The following is a 15,937-nucleotide window of genomic DNA, read 5'->3' on the forward strand; positions in this document are numbered from 1 at the left end:
TCATAAAAGAAGAAGGACTTACCCAATAGGATAAGTCCTTCTTTGTACTGAGAAATGGTTTGATTAGAAGCGGTATTCAGCACCGACACTGGCTTGGTTGAAGTCTGTTTCAAATTTAGAATCAGAAGAAACGTTATCCGCGTTTAGATCGACGTCATACCAGGTGTATTGCGCGTTTAACAATAAGTTTTCTGTTACGTTAAAATTAACACCGGCACCAGCGAACAAACTTCTATCGTCTGAGCTGCCTTTTATTGAGGCAACGTTGTAATCGGTTTCGTGCCATAGTTGACCTGCTTTAACAAACAATTCAGTCGTTTGAGTAATCGGCAAGGTTCCTTTTAGAGCAGCGGTATAACCCGTTGTGGATGCGCTAGCCGCACTGCCGCCATATTTACCAAAATCAATGTAGCTACCTTCTAATGCAAGGAAGGAATTAAATCGATAACCGACAATGCCTTGTACTACATCGTTGTTGTCGTCGAAGTCGTCATCACTTTCTACTTTAAGATAACCATAGTTACCACCCACATAAAGACCGCTGTTATTTTCAGACATATCTTCTGCTTTTACTACGCCACTTAGAGAAGCTAAAGCGATGCTACCTGCGATTACTGGGATAAACTTTTTCATTATATAACTCCTTTTAGTTACTTTTTTAGAACTTCGTGAGTTGCGTTATCAATGTGCTGTATGGACGGGGGAAAGGCTAGGATTTCGGCGCTACTTACCTATTTGCTTCATTTTCTATGCGCTTAACGTAGGTAAAAAACGCTTTGCTGATAGTACGAAAAGGCAGAACATATTTTGAACAGGTCGTAATCGATTGGTGAGCATGCTGGAATAGATGAATGAGATAGATGGCAAAAAAAATGAGGAGGGATGAAAGAACTCAGCCTAAAATAGGCTGAGTTCTTTTTACTTTTTTAATGGTATTTCTTACTAGCGACTTCGCCCCATAAATCTTCAATACGACTGTCACGACCACAGCTTGCGCGATAGTAAGCGTAGCGAATCGGGTTCTTTGTGTAGTAGCTCTGATGGTATTCCTCTGCTGGGTAAAACTTTTTGGCAGGTAGAATCTCGGTCACAATATCGTCTTTAAAGGGTTTTGACTTTTCTACTTTTGCCAAAGAGGCTTCAAAAACCGCTTTTTGTTGGTCATCTTGGTAAAACATCGCTGTCTTGTAGGGTGAGCCTTTGTCACAAAATTGGCCTGCGGCATCGGTTGGGTCGATGGTTTTCCAGTAATAATCTGCTAATGCTTTTAGTGAAACCACGTCATCATCAAAATTGATCACGACGGCTTCAAAATGGCCTGTATTTCCTGAGGAGACTTGTTTATAGGTTGGGTTGTCGGTGTGACCTCCTATGTAACCAGAGACAACATCGCTGACGCCTTGAACTAATTCAAAATCAGATTCTACACACCAAAAGCAGCCGCCAGCGACTATCATGGTTTGTGGTGCGGCTTGGGATAGACTACTAAAAGTAGCTGCTCCACTAAGCAGCAGTAAACCAAAGGTGTTACTGAATAAATGTCGAGTTTTCATGTCGGGTGTCCTTATTATCATGTGAGCGCGCCTGTTGGATAACGCGGTTAGCAATAGAGTCTTTCTTATGCTGCTGAATCTTTGACGTACAGCAGAGCTCTTTTCTTACAATGAATTTTACCTTCCTACTTCCTAACGTATTTGCTGTCCATTTGAATGACATACTTACCATATTATTGTTATCTATATATGCTTAGCATATTAAAGTCATTTAAAATATCGATTAAGTGAATATAAGAGCGTGCTGTAGTATGCAACCTAATCAGATTATTTAATTGGAGGGGCCATGAGTGCATTTGTTACTGAGCGTGTATTAAGCGTTCATCATTGGGATGAAAATCTCTTCAGCTTTAAAGTCACACGCAACCCAAGTTTGCGTTTCGATAATGGTCAGTTTGTGATGATTGGCTTAGAAACAGAAACGCGCCCTTTGATGCGTGCTTACAGTATCGCTAGCCCTAACTACGAAGAGCATTTAGAGTTTTTTAGTATCAAAGTCCCCAATGGACCACTGACTTCACGCTTACAGCATTTAAAAGTGGGTGATGATGTTTTGGTTAGCCGCAAACCAACTGGTACCTTGGTAACTCGTGACTTACACCCTGGTAAAAACTTGTATTTGTTGTCTACTGGCACAGGTTTAGCGCCTTTCTTAAGTGTCATTCAAGATTTTGATGCCTACGAGCAGTACGAAAAAATTGTATTGATTCACGGTGTTCGCCATGTAAGTGAATTGGCATATGCTGACTTTATTGAAAAAGAATTACCAGAAAATGAATTCTTTGGTGAGCAAGTAAGAGACAAGCTAATTTATTACCCAACCGTTACTCGTGAACCGTTCCGTAATCAGGGACGTCTGACAGATTTGATTCGCAGTGGTAAGCTAGCTGAAGATATTGGCTTGCCTCAGTTGAACCCATTGCATGATCGAGTCATGATTTGTGGCAGCCCAAGTATGCTTAAAGACACGTCAACCTTGCTTGATGAACTTGGTTTTACAGAATCACCAAAGATTGGTGTGCCAGGGGATTATGTAATCGAGCGAGCTTTTGTTGAACATTAATTGCGAGAGTGACTTTTTCGCTGACTAATAATTTTAGGAGATGTTATGAGTTCTGACTCTATTAAAAATGAAGAGTACGTCCCACCAAAAGTATGGCAATGGGATGCAGAAAGCGGTGGCAAGTTTGCTAGCATAAATCGTCCTATATCCGGAGCGACCCACGAAAAGGTTTTGCCGGTAGGCAAACACTCACTGCAGCTTCATTCTTTAGCGACACCGAATGGCCAAAAAGTCACCATCATGCTGGAAGAGCTATTGGCGCTAGGAATCAGTGCTGCTGAATACGATGCTTATTTGATTAACATCGGCGAAGGTAATCAATTTGGTTCAGGCTTTGTTGAAATCAATCCAAACTCTAAAATCCCTGCCTTGATGGATCACAGTACAACGCCACCGACTCGTGTATTTGAGTCTGGTTCTATCCTGCAATATTTAGCGGAAAAGTTTGATGCTTTGGTGCCAAAAGACCTAGCGGCAAAAACAGAATGCCGTAACTGGTTATTCTGGCAAATGGGCTCTGCTCCGTATCTAGGCGGTGGTTTTGGTCATTTTTATGCGTATGCGCCGACTAAAATGCAATACCCGATCGATCGCTTTACGATGGAAACCAAGCGTCAGTTGGATGTGTTGGATAAGCAATTAGCCAATAACACTTACATGGCGGGCGAAGAATACTCAATCGCGGATATCGCGATTTGGCCTTGGTATGGCAATTTAGTGTTGGGCAATTTGTACGATGCCGCAGAGTTTCTTGATGTTACTAGTTATAAAAACGTACTGCGTTGGGCTAAAGCAATCGAGCAACGTCCAGCGGTTCAGCGTGGCCGCATTGTGAATAAGTCTTTTGGTGATGGCGCGCAACTTCAAGAGCGTCATGATGCATCTGATTTCGATGGCCTTATCGAGTAAAAAAGAGTGCTGTAATGGTGCGTTTTTATGAAGGAATAAGCCTTTTACTGGCTTATTCCTTTTTTATTGGCGATAAAAAATACTTGTTCGAAAAATAAACAATTATTTACGCCTATTCAGTGTCGTGTCACCATTTTGTAAGGCGTGCATGTGTTAGAGTGGTGCTCTACGAAACCTGTTGGCCAGCATGATGCTGCAACCTACTCTTTGTTTTTGTCCATGTACGAGGCGATGTTTGCCTTTTTTTTGCAGCGGCAAGATAAAAGAGAACAGCTCTACGTCTCATTTAGAGAGCTTTACCATGCAAAATTTAACGCAAGATGGACAAAACCTAGTTAACTCCCTTTCCCGTCGATACAACCTAAGTTTCGATGCTGTCATGCATATGCTAATCGCCGTCAACAATGGTAATGGTTCAATGGCACAATTTAATTGCCCTGAGCTAGGCGGCGGCGGTCAGTGGATGCGTGGCGGTATGACCATGGTCGGTGATATGTTCAACTATGGTTTGAAATCGACAGTGGACAATCTGTGTAATGAATTGGCTAACGGCTTGGCTAATATGCAAGTGTTCATGCCGCTACCGAAAGGCTCAAAATCCAGTAATCAATGGTGGCCGGGCGATCTTGGTCAGCCTTTTAGCAGCGGTGCGCAAAACAGTACGCGTTACGCTATTTTTCCGAATCGTCTTGCAGTTGAAGTGAATGGCAATGTGACGGTTTACGATACGTTAGACAACAACATCGGTGGCATAAGCCAGCAGCAGGGTGGTAATTCATCTCTGACTTTTTCCAGTCAATACGGCACGATTCCGGTGAATACCTTACCTATTGTTTCTGGGGCTGGTTCTTCGTCTAACTCAAATACGAACAATCAAGCATCACAACAGTCAGCACAGCAAAACTTAGCACCACAGAATAACTTTGTGGCTCCGCCTGCACAAATGGCGTTTACGCCAGCACCTGCAATGCAAGCTCCTCAGAATTTGACTAATGCATCTTCTGTTGATGAAGTGATTCAGTTGATTGAAAAGTTAGCGAAGTTACGTGATATGGGTGCTATTTCGGATAACGAATACAATTCAAAAAAGACAGATCTACTGAATCGCATTTAATTAGCAGTGGGTTAGTGAAATATTAATTTAAGAAAGAGGCTCATGAGGAGCCTCTTTCTTTAGGCTTTATCTTCCTTTGTCTTGTCGGTGCTTTGATTGGACTCTATTAATGGCTTTGCTAAAGGTTTTCATATGCTGCTTCTGAGCATAGGCTCCTTGAGCTGAACGGGCATTAAATGCGTCCTCTTTTAGTAGCTTTTGGTAATTGTCCCAGTGAGATTGAGCTAATTCACCATTCCCTAAGGCATTTAAGATCTTGCAGCCAGGTTCTGTTTGGTGAGAGCAATTGTTAAATTTGCAGTGTTGGGCCAGTTGTACAATGTCGTGGAAGGCTATCTCTAAACCGTCTTGGGCATTAAGTAGCTGTAACTCACGAATACCTGGTGTATCGATGAACAACACGCCGTCTGCATTAATCAGCAGTTGCCGAGACGTTGTGGTGTGCTTGCCTTTGTCATCATCGTCACGAATGCCTCCTATGGTCTGAATGTCTTCGATCATTCTAATGCTGTTTTGATCAATTACCTCTATCCCGACCGCTTGATTGAAAAGCGCATTGATTAACGAAGACTTGCCGACACCTGAGGAGCCAACCATCGCAATGGTTGTGCCAGCAGTCAGGTAATGCTTAAGTAACAAAAGAGAGTCTGGCTGTAACATCGAAATACCGACTATGTTATGGACTTTTAAATCACGAATTTGATCTAAAAAGTCGTCGACATTATCGGTTAAATCGCTCTTATTAAGCACGATGACAGGCTCGATATTGGCATCATAAGCCATAGCGAGATAGCGCTCTAATCGTTTGAGGCTAAAGTCACTGTTTGCGCTGGTGACAATAAAAAGGTAGTCCAAATTCGCCGCCATGAGTTGCCGTTTCTGGTTGCTCAAGCGTTCTAGTTGGTTTTTCGCGTCTAATACTTCAATGATACGAAAGTGCTCATGAGCTTGTTCTACGATCACCCAATCACCGACACAAAAATGTTCGCTGACTGGTTGAAAGCTTTCTGGGCAAAGCAGTTCCACTTCGCCTTCTTCCCAATTGCCACCTAAGCCTTTGATGACCGAACGATGAATCGCACTGATTCGAAAGACCTGTAATTCGTTAGATTGTAGTTTTTCTAACGTTTGAGTGTCCGTTTGTTGCAGGAAAAAATGGCTCCAACCTAAAGGTTGTAATCTAGATATATTCAATGTTTTAGCTCCGGCTAAAGATACAAAAATTAGTTAGATAAAACTAAAAACGCCGGATGAGACAGTGCAAAGAAAGATGTCCCGAAAGAAATCTTATAAGAGGGGCAGTTCAAAGAAAAACGGTAAAACGTCTAGCGCTATTCTAAAGTCTGATACTCTGTGCAGTCTTAATCGGCGTTGAGTTGAATACAATCATCAATAATCTCCTTAAGTATTTAAATGAAGCTTAATATTGTGTGAGTTTTTGGGTTAGGTCAAGTTAATACGAGTGAGTGATTACGTCTTGCTGTATTTGAGGAAAGCGCTTTAGAGTGGCAGAGCAGCATCAGCCTGTAACATGGCTTGCATTTTTTCTGCCGTCATTGGCTTGGCGTAATAATAGCCTTGGCCATATAGACAACCCATGTTGATCAGCATTTCAGCTTGGAATTTATTTTCTATGCCTTCCGCTATGACTTCGCATCCAAAAGAATTTGCCAGCATGATGACAGATGACACGACGGCTTGTTTTCTAATATCCTGCTCTACGCCATCAATAAAAGATCGGTCAATTTTTATGTGGTTTACATTGAGATCGCTGATGTAAGACAAAGAGCTCATACCTGTTCCAAAATCGTCTATGGCTAATTTAATCCCAGCTTCTTTAAAGTCATTTAGACTTTGAGATATGAATTCTATGTTGATGCTGGTTGCAGATTCGATTAGCTCTATTTCCAGCTTATTTGCTTCAATCTTATGATTTTTAAGGAGCCGAAGGGTGAAGTCTAATAGACTCGGGTCAAGTAAATTGTAAGGAGATAGGTTAATCGCAATAGGTGTAAACAGTCCCTGTTGGTGCCAAAGGCCAAGCTGTTCAATTGCGTTTGCAATAACGTAACGGCCAAATTCTTGAACGCGACCACTTTGCTCGATTAACTCAATAAAATGTACTGGAGATAGAATGCCATCTGTTGGATGATGCCAGCGAGCTAATGCTTCTATGCCAATAATATGACCATTTATAAGTGACACTTTAGGCTGATAATGAAGCTTAATTTGCCTATCAAACAATGCGTTATCTAAATCAGCACGGAGCTTTAAGCGCTGTCGACCGCATTGTATATTTCTTTCACTGAACATGCTCCAACCACTGCGATTTTGCTTTGCTTCATCCATGGCTGTATCTGCATAAAGGATTAAAGATTCTGGATCTGTTGCTTGGCTTGGATAATGTGAAATGCCAATACTAGCGCCTGTACTAATTGCGAGTTTGTTGATCATTACTGGTTCATTACAGGTAATGATTAGCTTTTGTACAAGGTTTTTAGCTTGCTCTAGACTTACCTCAGGCGCCCAAATGATGAACTTATCACCACCAAATCGAACAAGCGTTTGTGTGTTATCTATGACTTCTTTCAGTTTTTGAGCGAATTTTACTAAAAGAACATCGCCTGCTGTATGTCCAAATGTATCGTTCACTTCTTTGAATTTGTCTAAATCGATGACAAAAAGGCAAGCTTGGGTGAGTGTTGATTCGTCTACATTTCGTGATTTTAAAGACTTTTTGTCTAACGGGTCAGGCAAGATGTCTTTCATCATGTTCTTAATAAAAAGTCGGTTAGGTAATCCGGTTAACGAATCATGGGTAGCCAAATGAGCAAGGGCATCGTTTTTATCCTGAACACGTTTATTCATCCAAGAGGATAGGGTGAGTGCAAACCAAGTGGCTAACCAGAAAACGATAATAGAGGTAATGATTAGTCGCTTCATCACAATGGCGAGTATGTCGTCGATGTCTTTCGACGTTTTAATAATTGTTATTTGGTGTGTGTCACCGTAGATTTTTTGCCAAAGGAATTGCTTGTTATCTAGTGTTTCTAATCCGTTTGGCATACCTTTCATTTGCCCATGTTGGTCAGTGTGCAATGACAATCTTGATAATAAACGCTCTAACTGAGAGGTGTTTATTTCATTGCTAATAGACCACTGTAAATCAGGTCCAGTGATGTTTAAGTAAAACTCGGAAGTGTCTAGGTGATCATTAAAATACACAAGCTCTACAAGCTCAGAGAGCTGCTTTTTTGAATTTTCTTTATCGTTTAAGAGAAGTTCTCCTTGCAACAACATGGCTTGACGATGCAGTGAGTCCAAGGCTGTTTTTAACCCTAAGTCTGCCGCTAGTCGATAGGACACAACCACATAAATAGTAGAGACAGTTAATGCCACGGTAAGACAAACGAGTATCAGCTTTAAGCGGAAGGATTTGTCTCTTTGTAGTTCTAATAGTGGAGGCATAAAAACCTTGAGTCTGTGGAAGACTTATTACTTATTTTTGCAGGAGCTAATGCCTGCAACGTGGTAAATTGGACACCATCCTGATAGAAGGGATATTAAGTTGAGTGCACCAAATACGCCGATTAATGCTTCTAATATAGGCTCTTCTAAGTAGTCGCCGTTGAATAGGGCAAAACCAGTAAACACAACCCCGATAACACCTCTTATCGCTCTATCAAAAGGGTGTAAATTCTTTTTCATTTTAGGATTGCCTCTTAATTCATTGAATTTACTCTAATAATTCAATAGTCGGCTTTGGGCAGATAAGAAGCAATATCAAGACTGTAAAGAATTGCATCGCAATGTAAGTCTGATTGGTTTAGGCGGACTTCATTAAATTATTTAACATAGCTAGAAAAATACAAAATATGTAAGCAGAGGTTTTTCTTTGTTGTAGATAAGTAGATTTCATTTAGCACGGGAAACATCTAAGGTAAACTTTAGCTTAAAGTTTAATGGAAAGGTCCGTTTTTAATGTTTGTAAGGTTTCTGCGTCCAAACAATCTCTCCCAAAAAATGATGCGTGTGATTTTTTCCATTTATTTGGTTGTTACCCTTCTAATCACAAGTTTACAGTTTTTGAGCGAATATCTGAAAACGCAGGATGCTATTGTCAGTGAATTACAGCAATTGGAAGCAACGGTTCGGGGTCCTATTTCGACTAGCTTGTGGCAGTACAACCGCAACCAGTTAGATTCGCTCACCTCGGGGCTGATTCAAATGCCAATTATTGAAGGTGTGGATGTTTTAGACCAAAATTCGCAAAGTATAATATCGAAAAGATTCTACGACTCTAGCTCTGTTCCACTGTCTATTTTTGATTCGACATCAGCATTAAGCTGGACTCTAAATCGCGAAAGTATACCTCTTGGTACGCTGGTACTTTATTCATCCTCAGGTGTGGTGCTAGAACGAGTTTGGTTCGGCTTTGCTTTAATTGCTATTACCGCATTCATCAAGTTAACTGTCTTATTCTGGCTGTTTATTTGGGCTTTTGACCGCTATTTAGCAACACCTTTAAGGGAGCTAATGTTGCAAGTGAATGAGGTGCAGTTAAGCACAAGTATCAGTAAGCGTATTCATTTATCGAACGCTGAAAATAACGAACTTAGTCAGCTTCAAGAACATATGAATAATATGCTTTCCGCTATGTCTTCGGACAGAGAACGATTGTTAGAAGACGAGCAAGCCAAGCGAGACTGGTTAGAGAATGCCGTGGCAAAACGTACCGAAGACCTACAAATTCTCAATGAAAAACTCAAATACCTCGCAACAAGGGATTCTTTGACGGATGTCTTAAATCGAGGGAGTTTTTTTGAAACAGCGCAAAAAAAACTTGTTCACTCCCGAGATAAAAAATCGACCGTATCCTTTATTTTGATGGATTTAGATTACTTTAAGCGGATCAATGATACCTATGGGCATTTTATCGGGGACAAAGTACTCATCCACTTTACCCAAACACTTTAGGGCTTTTTAAGAAAATCAGACCTTCTTGGTAGAGTGGGCGGCGAAGAGTTCGCTATATTTCTTCCAGATACCGGATTGGATGCTGCCTGCCAGCTTGCTGATAAAATACGTCAAACTATAAGTGATGCTGCGTTAGAAGTGGAAGATAAGACAGTCACTTATACTGTAAGCCTTGGTGTTGAATCATCGGAGCCTGAAGATCAGTCAATTGATGAATTGTTTAAACGTGCCGATTTGAAGCTCTACGGAGCGAAAGATAAGGGGAGAGATCGTGTTGAAAGGTAATAAACTAAGAATGCTATCCCTCCTTATGTTTGCCTTGGTAGCTGGCGTGTCGAGTGTTAGCCATGCGAAGACACTAAAAGTGTGTTACGACCAGTGGCCACCGATGACAATATTCCCAACAAAAGAAGCTCCTGAGCGTGGTGTCGTCATCGACATGGTTGAGCAAATATACTCTTCAAAAGGATATGCCCTCGAATACTTTGAAGTACCTCTAGCAAGAGGGTTGGACATGGTAGCCGAAGGGTTATGTGATATGTTGCCAGAATATCTCTATTCGAAGAATTCAGAGAAAGGCTTTAGCTACGCCGATGAAGCAACTTTTTCCTACGCCAGTGCTTTTGTTGTTCGAAAGAATGATCCTTGGCGTTATCAAGGTATCCAATCTTTAAATGGAAAACGAATCGCAACTGGTCCTGGTTGGGATTACAGCTCGATGAGTGCTGGCTATCAAAACTATATCGATGACCCGAAAAACGCTAACTTTGTTGAAGTCATCGCGGGTTATGATGATGTCGTTGATCGTATCTTTCAGATGATTAAATAAAATCGCGTCGATTTATATGCAGATAACGAGCTCGTCCTGCAGTATGTTTTAAACCAGCTGAACTTAAACGATGACCTCGTAGTCGTGCATCCAAGCTTAGAGAAAAACCTAGTTGAAATGCCTATCTTTTCAAATAAAATTCCCTCTAAAAAAAGACAAGAATTGATCAATGTTTGGAATCAAGGTCGCTTGGCGATGAAGGGCAAAAAAGAGCAAGCTCTGCTTAGCAAGTATAAGGTATCATTGGAAAAATAATGTAAGACAGTTTTATTCCTTTCGAATAGCTAGAAAACAACCGATAGATTCACTATCAGCTCAACTCATTGAAGAGTTGACCCACCTAGAATTGACTCGTTCGACGATCAGCCTGAGCCACTATTTGCATCAGCAAAGACATCGTCATGCACGGATATTGAAATGCTAAGTAATACAACCGAACTCCAGTTTGAACCTATTGATGCAGTGATCACTTGGGTGGATGGGAGTGATGCGAAACATAGACAAAAACGACAAAAATATATGGCAATGGAATCTTTGCCATTGAATGAAAATGCGTCGAATCCTCATAGGTGGATGTGTAACGATGAAATCCTGTATTGCATTCAATCGATTGAAAATCATGCTCCTTGGATAGGTAAAATCTGGATTGTCGTTGATGATAAAGGCCCTGATTTATCGAGCCTTTCAGAAAACATTCAAGCTAAAGTGCATCTGGCTTATCATGCAGACATTTTTGCAGGATTCACTCACGTGTTACCCACCTTTAATTCTTTGGCCATTGAAAGTATGTTGTGGCGAATTGAGGGGCTGAGTGAGCGATTCATCTACTTTAACGACGATGTATTCTTGGCTGCATCTTTAAAACCGACTGATGTGTTTGATGGACTAGCGCCTGTTTTGCGAGGCAAATGGGCTGATTTTAGTGAGCGAATTAGCGGCAGTGAAGCACGCGTTGATCCCGCGAAATTTCATTACTTTATGCAGGTGAATGCAGCTAAAATTATTGGGATTCCGGCTTCTGAGTTGTTCTCTGCTGCCCATGTCGTCCATCCTTTTCTACGTTCAAAGATGGCCGAATTGTTTGCTCGCTATCCCGATGAGTTCCTCAATAATATTAAATACAGATTTCGAAACTTAGCTCAATTTTTCCCACAGGGACTGCATAACCATGCCTGTATATTGAATAAGGAAGCCAAGCTTAGCGCCGAAGATGATCATCTTCACATCGTAAGTGGGCAGGGAAAAGGGCGACCTCAAGCCGACACACTGGCGTTACTGAAGAGAGCGACAGATCCAGACATCAAGTTCTTATGTGTTAATGACCTTCCTCAACTAGTAGACATCATTCCAAACGCAGCGGATTGGATTGCTCAAGCCGTTGGCGGTTTTCCGTTAAGCGATAGCAATTCAACCAGTGAGAGATTATGTCTGCAACCAGATAGCGTTGAGATAGAGTCAGTAGCGTAAGAGTAGAAAAGCAAAAAGCCGAAAATCCAATGATTTTCGGCTTTTTGCTACTAAGTGGTATGAGTATTAGTACTGAGAGTCTTTTAACACTCGTTCGCCATAAATGCCATTTTTTGGAATTGGCTTGTAGCTAGAGTTAGCCGCACGCATTACACGAATGCCTTCAGCGCCCGCATTACGGGCCGAAATAATGTCACCATCTGCATCACCATAATACATCTTGATGTTATTCTCTTTGATGTACTTGGTTTTTGTGTATTCAGTACGGCTTGATCCTGCAAAAATGACATCGTGCATGTCTTTGATATCAAACGCCTTTTTCAAATATTCCGTGGTGAAGTTACAGTCAGAACCGGTACGACCAGTGATGAAATAAATGCTATCACCACGTTCTTGGTGCATGGCAATCAACTCTTTAGCAATATTTTTAGGCATGCTGAATGCATCCCAACCACAGTTTGCTTTATCCCAAAAGTCTTGATTCGATAGGTAAGAGTAACCATTTGGGGAAAATTCTTGCTGACCACGATAAAAAACTGGTGTACTGAACAAGCTAGTGTCATCAATATCTAAACCAACGGCAAAAGGCGCTTTGCCTTGCAGTTCCTTCTTGATATCCGCAACAGAAATCATCTTCACATCTGCTGGCATGCCCGCAGAGGTCATATCGATAGTGGAGTAGCCTTTATGCGTACCTGGTGTTTTTGGATCCGCGTTAGCAGACAAGCTAGCGACACAAGCCAGTGCAATAGTAATTGAGCGTAGAGTATGGTTCACAGTGTTCCCTATAGGTTTCATTGTTGATGACTTGCGTATCTTATCGCTAATAAATACGACTTTCTATCATCTTGTTTTTTTGTCAAAAACTTTTGAGAGGTCTTGCCTCATTTAGCTTTAAGCTAGTCGTTCTTCTTCAATCCCAAGTAGTTCTCTATCCCTTTGATCTGATCTTCTGCGTGGTGGTTGACGTAGAGCACTGTGGTTTCTTTCCCTTCACAAATTTTCTCGATCAGCGCGAGGACAAGTTGGCGGTTCATGTCGTCTAGGCCGAGGCAGGGTTCATCTAGGATCAATAATGGCGGGTGTTTGACCATGGCGCGGGCGATGAGTAGTAAACGCTGGTCGCCGTATGAGAGTTTGTTGAAGGGCTGGTCGGCGCGGTCTTTCATGCCGAGTAGTTCAAGCCATTGATCTGCAATTTGCTTCTGGTTATCGGTAGATTTGCTGTACATGCCGATGCTGTCGTAGAAGCCGGAAATAATAACGTTTTTACAACTGGTGCTGACGCGGTATTCCCATTGCAGTGCCGTGGAAACATAGCCGATAAATTGTTTGATCTGCCAGATGCTTTCGCCGTTCCCACGCTGGAATCCGAAGACAAAAATGTCGTTGGTGTAGCATTGTGGATGATCGCCAGTGATCAAAGACAAGACGCAGGTTTTGCCGCTGCCATTGGGGCCGCTAAGTTGCCAATGTTGGCCGCGCTCAATGGTCCAATCCAGTTTATCGACAATCACGGTATCGCCGTATTTGATGGTCGCTTGGTTCAGCTTGACGAGCGGTTGGCTTGGATCGAGTACTGGTAGTTTGTTCGCTGGGTCGGCCTCTGGCACGCTGAGATCGGTGGTTTTCAAATGCAGTAATTGATAAAGCTCGTTGAAGGCGTTTTCGTCTTTTTTGTCTACTGTAAGAGCCAGCTTGCCATTGTCCATATAGGCGACGTGAGTGATGAAGTCTGGCATCTCGTCAAAGCGGTTTAGCACCAGGACCATCGGTGTGGTGTCTATGATGGACGCTAGATGTGCTTGCAGCATGGCAAGCGTATCCACGTCTAAGCCATCGAAGGGTTCGTCTAAGATAAGCAAATCTGGCTTGCTGGATAAAGCGCGAATCAGCATGACTTTGCGGGTTTCGCCAGTAGACAGCTTACGAAAGGCGCGGTCGAGTAGTTTGCTTAGGCCGAACTTTTCTACAAGAGAGTGAGCCAGTTCAGAGTCTTGGCAGTTGTCGAAGATCATTTCATGAACGGGGGTGCCGAGGGAAATCACATCCATGATGTCGGCGTCGTCTTTTTTTAGTTCTTTAGCGATCAATTCGGCTTGGGCTTCAAAAGACACCAATCCGACGTTTTTTGGAAGACCAGTGACTGTACCGTTTTCAATATCGCCCACTCCAGCAAGCACGGCGGCCAAAGCAGATTTGCCTGATCCGTTGGTGCCAGTGATCACCCAATGTTGGTTAGGTTCAATGGTCCAGTTAATCTCACTTAGCGTAAAGCGATCATCAAAGTTCACCGTTACCTTGTTGAAGAGAATATTGTCTAAGCGGATGCTGTCCATGGTATTTCCTAATGTTTTGTTGATAACAAATAGAGACAAAAAAGCCGAGTTTTGAAGCTCGGCTTTTATGGGTAAATTACGATGTTATGAGTCCGCCAATACTTGGTTTAACAAAGTATTGGCGAGCGCAATAATCGTATTAAACGATCTTTTTCATATCCGCCATGTGGCCACGAAGAACCGAACCAACCGCTTCTACTGGGTGAGAGCGAAGTGCTGTGTTTACTTCGATCAAGCGCTTGTTATCAACGCCAGTGTCTTCTAAAGAAAGACCTTTACCGATAACGTCGGTTTTGATGTCTTTCATGAAGTCAGCCAATAATGGAACACAAGCGTGGTTGTATAGGTAGCAACCGTATTCCGCTGTGTCAGAGATTGTCGCGTTCATTTCGTACAATTTCTTACGAGCGATGGTGTTCGCGATTAGTGGCGTTTCGTGTAGAGACTCGTAGTAAGCCGATTCAGCAATGATGCCTGCAGCAGTCATGGTTTCGAAAGCAAGCTCAACGCCCGCTTTAACCATAGCCACCATCAAGATACCGTTGTCGAAGAATTCTTGTTCAGAAATTTCTACATCGCCAGCTGGTGTTTTCTCGAAGTTAGTTTCCGCTGTGTCTGCACGCCATTGAAGAAGGTTTTTATCATCGTTCGCCCAGTCTTCCATCATTACGCGAGAGAAAGTGCCGTTGATGATGTCATCTTGGTGTTTGTTGTACAAAGGACGCATGATCACTTTTAGCTCTTCAGAAAGATCGAATGCTTTGATCTTAGCTGGGTTAGAAAGACGATCTAGCATGTTAGTCACGCCGCCGTATTTCAATGCTTCAGTGATGGTTTCCCAACCGAATTGGATCAAACGAGATGCGTAGCCAGCGTCGATGCCTTCTTCAACCATTTTGTCGAAGCAAAGGATAGAGCCAGTCTGCAACATACCACAAAGGATAGTTTGCTCACCCATAAGGTCGGATTTAACTTCAGCGATGAAAGAAGACATCAAAACGCCTGCTTTGTGACCGCCAGTACCAACTGCGTACGCTTTCGCTAGTGCAAGACCTTCGCCTTTAGGGTCGTTGTCTTCGTGAACCGCGATAAGTGTTGGAACACCAAAACCACGAACGTATTCAGCGCGAACTTCAGAACCTGGGCACTTAGGTGCAACCATGATTACAGTAAGGTCGTCACGGATCTGCATGCCTTCTTCTACGATGTTGAAACCGTGAGAGTAAGATAGGCAAGCGCCTTGCTTCATAAGAGGCATAACCGCTGTAACAACTGGAGTGTGTTGCTTATCAGGAGTAAGGTTCAATACAACATCAGCAGTCGGGATCAAATCTTCGTAAGTACCTACAACAAAACCGTTTTCAGTAGCATTTTTCCAAGACTGACGTTTTTGTGCAATGGCTTCAGGACGCAAAGCGTAAGAAACGTCTAGACCTGAATCGCGAAGGTTCAAGCCTTGGTTAAGACCTTGTGCGCCACAACCGATAACAACGAGTTTTTTGCCTTTAAGCGCTTCTACGCCGTCTGCAAATTCAGAGCTGTTCATGAAGCGACATTTTGCTAGTTGAGCTAGTTGCTCGCGTAGCGGCAAAGTATTGAAGTAATTAGCCATGGTAAACACACCTTTTAAATTAATGTACCGGCGATAAAAACACGCTGATATTAAAAATGGATGACACAGTCGCC

The 15,937-nt window shown here is 42.4% G+C and carries 13 protein-coding genes and 1 pseudogene; 6 read left to right on the forward strand and 8 right to left on the reverse strand.

The features are described from left to right. Window positions 1-63: 63 nt before the first annotated feature. Both AC2A4J_RS04965 and msrA read right to left on the reverse strand, forming a co-directional pair. Window positions 64-633 carry a porin family protein gene (locus tag AC2A4J_RS04965; protein WP_441806933.1) on the reverse strand — a complete coding sequence of 190 codons (570 nt, stop codon included), beginning with the start codon at window positions 631-633 and terminating at the stop codon, window positions 64-66. Between the two features lie 293 nt (window positions 634-926). After that, complete coding sequence (msrA, locus tag AC2A4J_RS04970; RefSeq protein ID WP_484175158.1) at window positions 927-1,553, reverse strand: peptide-methionine (S)-S-oxide reductase MsrA; 627 nt, start codon at window positions 1,551-1,553, stop codon at window positions 927-929. A gap of 286 nt (window positions 1,554-1,839) precedes the next feature. Here msrA and AC2A4J_RS04975 point away from each other — a divergent pair, with 286 nt between their 5' ends. From AC2A4J_RS04975 to AC2A4J_RS04985, 3 genes are all read left to right on the forward strand, one after another. Then, window positions 1,840-2,616 (forward strand): ferredoxin--NADP reductase, encoded by a 777-nt coding sequence (locus AC2A4J_RS04975; protein ID WP_484175159.1) that lies wholly within the window; start codon window positions 1,840-1,842, stop codon window positions 2,614-2,616. 45 nt (window positions 2,617-2,661) lie between these two features. Next, the gene (yghU, locus tag AC2A4J_RS04980) at window positions 2,662-3,525 is read left to right on the forward strand and encodes a glutathione-dependent disulfide-bond oxidoreductase (RefSeq protein WP_484175160.1); all 864 of its coding nucleotides are present in this window, start codon (window positions 2,662-2,664) and stop codon (window positions 3,523-3,525) included. A 301-nt stretch (window positions 3,526-3,826) separates the two neighbouring features. After that, a complete protein-coding gene (locus AC2A4J_RS04985) occupies window positions 3,827-4,639 on the forward strand; it encodes an SHOCT domain-containing protein (RefSeq protein ID WP_484175161.1) in 813 nt (270 codons plus the stop codon). A gap of 66 nt (window positions 4,640-4,705) precedes the next feature. Here the strand turns inward: AC2A4J_RS04985 and rsgA are convergent, their stop codons facing one another. The 3 genes from rsgA to AC2A4J_RS05000 form a co-directional block, all read right to left on the reverse strand. Continuing rightward, the gene (rsgA, locus tag AC2A4J_RS04990) at window positions 4,706-5,833 is read right to left on the reverse strand and encodes a ribosome small subunit-dependent GTPase A (protein ID WP_484175162.1); all 1,128 of its coding nucleotides are present in this window, start codon (window positions 5,831-5,833) and stop codon (window positions 4,706-4,708) included. Between the two features lie 306 nt (window positions 5,834-6,139). Then, window positions 6,140-8,107 carry a putative bifunctional diguanylate cyclase/phosphodiesterase gene (locus AC2A4J_RS04995; protein ID WP_484175163.1) on the reverse strand — a complete coding sequence of 656 codons (1,968 nt, stop codon included), beginning with the start codon at window positions 8,105-8,107 and terminating at the stop codon, window positions 6,140-6,142. Window positions 8,108-8,134: 27 nt separating this feature from the next. After that, the gene (locus tag AC2A4J_RS05000; protein WP_484175164.1) at window positions 8,135-8,347 is read right to left on the reverse strand and encodes a YgaP family membrane protein; all 213 of its coding nucleotides are present in this window, start codon (window positions 8,345-8,347) and stop codon (window positions 8,135-8,137) included. 519 nt (window positions 8,348-8,866) lie between these two features. Between AC2A4J_RS05000 and AC2A4J_RS05005 the strand changes: the two are divergent. The 3 genes and pseudogenes from AC2A4J_RS05005 to AC2A4J_RS05015 all read left to right on the forward strand — a co-directional run bounded on the left by AC2A4J_RS05005 (window position 8,867) and on the right by AC2A4J_RS05015 (window position 11,912). Beyond that, window positions 8,867-9,901, forward strand: a pseudogene (locus tag AC2A4J_RS05005) (GGDEF domain-containing protein). Beyond that, window positions 9,888-10,445, forward strand: coding sequence for a substrate-binding periplasmic protein (locus AC2A4J_RS05010; protein ID WP_484175165.1), 558 nt, complete (start codon window positions 9,888-9,890; stop codon window positions 10,443-10,445). Before AC2A4J_RS05005 ends, AC2A4J_RS05010 begins: the two are co-directional and overlap by 14 nt. A gap of 417 nt (window positions 10,446-10,862) precedes the next feature. Further along, complete coding sequence (locus AC2A4J_RS05015) at window positions 10,863-11,912, forward strand: Stealth CR1 domain-containing protein (protein ID WP_484175166.1); 1,050 nt, start codon at window positions 10,863-10,865, stop codon at window positions 11,910-11,912. A gap of 66 nt (window positions 11,913-11,978) precedes the next feature. Here the strand turns inward: AC2A4J_RS05015 and aphA are convergent, their stop codons facing one another. The 3 genes from aphA to ilvC form a co-directional block, all read right to left on the reverse strand. Beyond that, window positions 11,979-12,689 carry an acid phosphatase AphA gene (gene aphA, locus AC2A4J_RS05020; RefSeq protein WP_484175167.1) on the reverse strand — a complete coding sequence of 237 codons (711 nt, stop codon included), beginning with the start codon at window positions 12,687-12,689 and terminating at the stop codon, window positions 11,979-11,981. A gap of 122 nt (window positions 12,690-12,811) precedes the next feature. Beyond that, on the reverse strand, window positions 12,812-14,251 hold the full coding sequence (modF, locus tag AC2A4J_RS05025; RefSeq protein WP_484175168.1) for a molybdate ABC transporter ATP-binding protein ModF: 1,440 nt from the start codon (window positions 14,249-14,251) through the stop codon (window positions 12,812-12,814). A 139-nt stretch (window positions 14,252-14,390) separates the two neighbouring features. Next, window positions 14,391-15,863 carry a ketol-acid reductoisomerase gene (gene ilvC / locus AC2A4J_RS05030; protein WP_484175169.1) on the reverse strand — a complete coding sequence of 491 codons (1,473 nt, stop codon included), beginning with the start codon at window positions 15,861-15,863 and terminating at the stop codon, window positions 14,391-14,393. Window positions 15,864-15,937: the final 74 nt, after the last annotated feature.

The organism is Marinomonas sp. ATLA20 (assembly GCF_057180105.1).

What these genes read in the sequence shown, in the direction of transcription:
- AC2A4J_RS04965 (WP_441806933.1), bottom strand. Translation starts at nt 633, where the DNA reads ATGAAAAAGTTTATCCCAGTAATCGCAGGTAGCATCGCTTTAGCTTCT.
- msrA (WP_484175158.1), bottom strand. Translation starts at nt 1,553, where the DNA reads ATGAAAACTCGACATTTATTCAGTAACACCTTTGGTTTACTGCTGCTT.
- AC2A4J_RS04975 (WP_484175159.1), top strand. Translation starts at nt 1,840, where the DNA reads ATGAGTGCATTTGTTACTGAGCGTGTATTAAGCGTTCATCATTGGGAT.
- yghU (WP_484175160.1), top strand. Translation starts at nt 2,662, where the DNA reads ATGAGTTCTGACTCTATTAAAAATGAAGAGTACGTCCCACCAAAAGTA.
- AC2A4J_RS04985 (WP_484175161.1), top strand. Translation starts at nt 3,827, where the DNA reads ATGCAAAATTTAACGCAAGATGGACAAAACCTAGTTAACTCCCTTTCC.
- AC2A4J_RS04995 (WP_484175163.1), bottom strand. Translation starts at nt 8,107, where the DNA reads ATGCCTCCACTATTAGAACTACAAAGAGACAAATCCTTCCGCTTAAAG.
- AC2A4J_RS05000 (WP_484175164.1), bottom strand. Translation starts at nt 8,347, where the DNA reads ATGAAAAAGAATTTACACCCTTTTGATAGAGCGATAAGAGGTGTTATC.
- AC2A4J_RS05015 (WP_484175166.1), top strand. Translation starts at nt 10,863, where the DNA reads ATGCTAAGTAATACAACCGAACTCCAGTTTGAACCTATTGATGCAGTG.
- modF (WP_484175168.1), bottom strand. Translation starts at nt 14,251, where the DNA reads ATGGACAGCATCCGCTTAGACAATATTCTCTTCAACAAGGTAACGGTG.
- ilvC (WP_484175169.1), bottom strand. Translation starts at nt 15,863, where the DNA reads ATGGCTAATTACTTCAATACTTTGCCGCTACGCGAGCAACTAGCTCAA.